The organism is Pseudomonas sp. MF6776 (assembly GCF_016613125.1).
Lineage (GTDB): Bacteria > Pseudomonadota > Gammaproteobacteria > Pseudomonadales > Pseudomonadaceae > Aquipseudomonas > Aquipseudomonas iridis.
The window spans coordinates 1-3,948 of the sequence record NZ_JAENSQ010000072.1; the positions used below are offsets into that span (position 1 = coordinate 1).

4 protein-coding genes and 1 pseudogene are annotated in these 3,948 nt (G+C 53.4%); 1 reads left to right on the plus strand and 4 read right to left on the minus strand.

Annotation, left to right across the window (positions count from 1 at the left end; genetic code table 11):
* Positions 1-117: pseudogene (locus JJD74_RS30255) on the plus strand (IS30 family transposase); the annotation flags it as partial.
* A gap of 2 nt (positions 118-119) precedes the next feature.
* On the opposite strand, the gene JJD74_RS30260 reads toward JJD74_RS30255, so the two are convergent.
* The 4 genes from JJD74_RS30260 to JJD74_RS31070 all read right to left on the minus strand — a co-directional run.
* Positions 120-260 carry a hypothetical protein gene (locus JJD74_RS30260; RefSeq protein WP_200618063.1) on the minus strand — a complete coding sequence of 47 codons (141 nt, stop codon included), beginning with the start codon at positions 258-260 and terminating at the stop codon, positions 120-122.
* Between the two features lie 395 nt (positions 261-655).
* A complete protein-coding gene (locus JJD74_RS30265) occupies positions 656-1,594 on the minus strand; it encodes a hypothetical protein (RefSeq protein WP_200618065.1) in 939 nt (312 codons plus the stop codon).
* 526 nt (positions 1,595-2,120) lie between these two features.
* Positions 2,121-3,605, minus strand: a complete 1,485-nt coding sequence (locus tag JJD74_RS30270) for an ATP-binding protein (protein ID WP_200618072.1) — start codon at positions 3,603-3,605, stop codon at positions 2,121-2,123.
* 101 nt (positions 3,606-3,706) lie between these two features.
* On the minus strand, positions 3,707-3,948 hold a 242-nt coding region (locus JJD74_RS31070), incomplete at its 5' end, for a hypothetical protein (protein ID WP_234451940.1).

A 3,948-nucleotide genomic window follows, 5' to 3' on the forward strand; every position in this document is an offset into this window, starting at 1 on the left:
ACCGTCGAAGCCGTCAATCGGACAGTAGCGAGGATCAATCTACGCCCGCGCAAGCGCTTGGGCTGGAAGACGCCGTACGAAGTGCATACAGGGGTGAGCGTTGCACTTATGTGTTGAATTCAGGACCATTCAACACTCGTTTCAGGACGGTGGTTCTTCTTGCCCGCGGCATCGACTGGGAACAGCAACTGCATGCCCCGTTCGGCAAAGGTGCGAAACTGTTCTGGGGGCACCTGGTCGAGGTTGGTCGAAGAAATCATGCCGCTGATTGTGCCAGAGCAGACTCTCAGCGGCGACTAACAGATTGGCCACAAGGCCAGGGCATAAAAAATCGTGATTGAGCTACCAGCACCGATTCTTTGCTAAGGCTACCCACCCCAGCACGAGAGCTTGAAGTTGCTCGGCATCCAAATCGGCTTCAGAGCCGTGTCGCGCGGGAATTGGCAAACAGATGAGCACAGTGCCTACTCGCCGCACCGAACATTACGACAACCCGCGCCATTACTGTTTCAGTGCCAACACGCATGCCCACTTAGAATGCTGAAAATGGTGTCCACTTAAGTGGACACCATAGCCTCAAGCGATGGCATCAGTTAGGTGTGTTGCCAAGACGCTTACTATCGTGCGGCAGCAAGGTGCATTTGCAACCGGCGTATCACCGCGTTCTCATTACCTGCAGCGCAATTTTAAGACGATCCCTCCAACGGAGATTCAGTAACCCCTGGCGGTAATGCGGAATGGAATATCCCTTCAGAGGCGCCAACTTTCCTCGCTGCTTAGCGAGATACTTCTCAGCACGCTCCTCAGAAGTTAAACCCTTGCAGGAATCGATCCTTTCCTCCAGGTCGTAACTTGGCCTCCAGAGATTTGAGTTGCGGTGCACAATGACCCCATCAGCTGGAACGCTCAACAGGCCATTTAACGACCGGTTGAGAACTATCCACTCACCACTTTCAACCGCCGAACTGGTTGGCTTCTCCCCTTTTGAAGCGATCACATCACTGCTCCAAAGGACGTTTTCTACAGGATGTTCGACCTGTATGGTCACTGGATAGCTTGCATAACCGGCTCCCTCGCACCATGAAGTAAGGACATTGGAAGGGAGATCGAAGTGCTCGTAATTAAGACGCTTTGCCGCTCTAGACATATCCAAGATGGTGGTGGCATACCCCTCCTCGCCCCCCCCTTCATCTCCGTCATAAAGGCTGCGATGAAGCTGAACTGTCCGAATTCCACGCCGCTTAAATACCGACTGCGTGTGATCGTAGATACGCCTGATTTCACCTAGCGCGATTTCGACCTTGTGGGGCGTATCGAGGTGTTCCTTAAGAATCTTCAGCGCCCCAGCAGCCTCCTCATCTTTGGGTGCAGAAGCTTGGCAGGCGTCAGGATGCCAAGGATGCCGCCTAACATTCAGAGCCTCCATCACCAACCAGGTCAGAATCCCACGCGATCCCAAGCCCCACGAGTTCCAGTTTGAAATGGGTACCTTGGTAGCTGATCCGTCACCATAGGTCATGAGTGCGTAAAGGAGAGGATGGGAAATCTGAATTCGGTCTTCATTCGTGAAATTCATCTGAGCGGAAGTTTTCATTTTTTTCCTAGGAGTTCGATTACCAGAGGCAAATATGGCCGCCTATGCCCCCGATTCTAATGGCCGGCCCAAATCCGTCACAGAGCAATGCTGCACGCTGAACTTAGCGAAAAATGGATTACCCAAGCGCGCCAACAGCATCCAACCATTCGTGGAGCTGTTTTGAACACACCAGCTCATTCGTCGTGGGATTTATAATTGTTATTTGGTTGGATGGACTGGCGGACTCAGAGAAGGCTGATCAGCCTCCACAGTGCGACACAGAGGCTTATTCATCCCATCGGTCAGGGCAACCAGGCGAGGGGCCTTCTCCCCCTCCATGACACTCCACAGGCAGCCTCGACGATCCTGCAAGATTGCTCCCTTGCCAATGGGAAGGGAAATACGCTCAAGGCGATCTAGCATCGCCGCTTCAGGTATTGGCTCTCGTGCCGGGTCCTGAGGAACTGGTGTCTGGCCCGCAATTGCAAATAGCGGCAACAGCGAAAGCATCGCGATTGGTAAAGTTTTCAAATGGCTGTCCCCATTAGGCTATTGAGCACCAGGCCCAGTCGTTTTGTGTTTCGCCTTTCATCTTGAGCTGGACCAGCATCGTCTTAGTCGAGGTTACCCACGCCAATGCTTCTTCGCGCAGGCGCAGTTTTGTCGCGCTTGGCCTCCAGTAAATCTCGTCAATACCCAACACAATCTTGGTGGCCACTGAAGCGACAAAGTCCTCCGGAAAGTGCGTCGGACTCTGGGATGCTGCCACGAGCATCACGCCAAACTTTCGCGCCTCTTTTGCGATGGTGTTGATTGGATTGTCTGGATCATCGTCGGCGTAGATATGCGCCTCGTCCAAGATGATTACGTCCTGAATATGGTCCTGAGGGCCTCGCTCCACCGCGGCCATGAATAACTCCTCGAGCTTGAAGAGTACGAACAACTTTCGTTCCTCCATTGACAGCGCGTGGATGTTGTAACGCCAGATGGGGTTACTCATTTCGAACGGCGGAGGAGTCGGTTTGAAAATGCCGATCGCATCGAGATTCTGCAGGCGGTCGACAACAGACTTCAGCACGTCAGTGCTGTCGTACTTCATCAGAGAGTTCAGCTCTCGGCCCGTGGTGATGGATTCCACGTAAGTCGCGAAGGCGTCGATTGCTTTCTTTTTGGCCTTGTCCAGCTCCAGCTTGCCAGCCTCGTCCTCAAAGTTCGCCTCACCTTTGCGAAGAGCTTGAATCGCCTTTTTGCGGTAGGACTGTGCTGATCTGTTGGCGAGTTCAAGATAGGTGACCGCGTCGGCCCCCGATCCCAGGAAGGACTGCTGCAGGATATTCTGAGCCATTCTCAGAGCATCTTTGATCGACGGGTTTGTTCTGGCCATGAGCTTTGGAGGCCAACGGGTCACAGCTCCTTCGTACTGGTCCTGATTGATGTACCAGGAGTAGAGAGGCCCACCACTCCAACGTGCGCCCAAGGCCTTTGCCTCGTCTTTTTCGGCCTTTGGTACATCAATGAACAGCCGCTCCTCATGACCATCACTCATCAGCACCGCGGTCTCATCCTGGACATACCAAGTCGACGGATCATCTTGCTTGAATCCGTACTGGGCGTAGACGTCGGTCAAAATATTACGCAAGCAGGCCTCCTGTTTTGGCCCCATCGTGCGCATGGTCCGATTCATGGTGGCCATGAAAGACTGGATTCGTTTTCTGACGCCGCCAAAATGCGGGTCGGGGTTGACCTTCAGAGGATTGAACCCCCAACACGTCTGCTCGGAGAACCGGACCTCGGAAGCACCAGGTATCTCCAGATCACCATGCACATCAAAAAGGTGAACGCGCGGGATCTGGTGCCCCGCAGATCTAAGCAACTGAGCGATCATTTTTCGAAGCGTGAAGGTTTTACCCGAGCCGGACATACCCACAATAAGCGTATGGCCATTGACTAGCTTTAAACTGTCCCAAATCACAGGGACGGTTTTGCCTAATTTCAGTTGCTGGGCGTCGAGGCCGAATCGAATCTGCATCTACGAATTGCCTTATCCACTTTTTGCCTGGCGACGCCAGGCTATTGATGGACGCAACTGTAAACACCCGGCAGGGCCGTAGGGGGCGGGTTTGTACCCGTTCATGGGGCAAACTGATAGCTGGGTGGCGGGTGAGCCAGCGTACCCAGCCCCCCCGCCATAACCATACAAAATAATCTTTCTTGAGGCTCAAGCAGCCGAGACGAGACGCAGTCCATGTTGCCGCTGACCGAAAACTGACCCAGTAGAGGCTGTTCTGCCGACTGAAAACTGACCCAGGTGTTCAACTGCTTCTGCTCAATTTTTGAGCAGGAGAACACAGGGTGATCAGTATGGAAATGAT

Bases quoted from the DNA above. Each gene is read 5' to 3' on its own strand.
- JJD74_RS30260 (WP_200618063.1), bottom strand. From the start codon at position 260: ATGATTTCTTCGACCAACCTCGACCAGGTGCCCCCAGAACAGTTTCGC.
- JJD74_RS30265 (WP_200618065.1), bottom strand. From the start codon at position 1,594: ATGAAAACTTCCGCTCAGATGAATTTCACGAATGAAGACCGAATTCAG.
- JJD74_RS30270 (WP_200618072.1), bottom strand. From the start codon at position 3,605: ATGCAGATTCGATTCGGCCTCGACGCCCAGCAACTGAAATTAGGCAAA.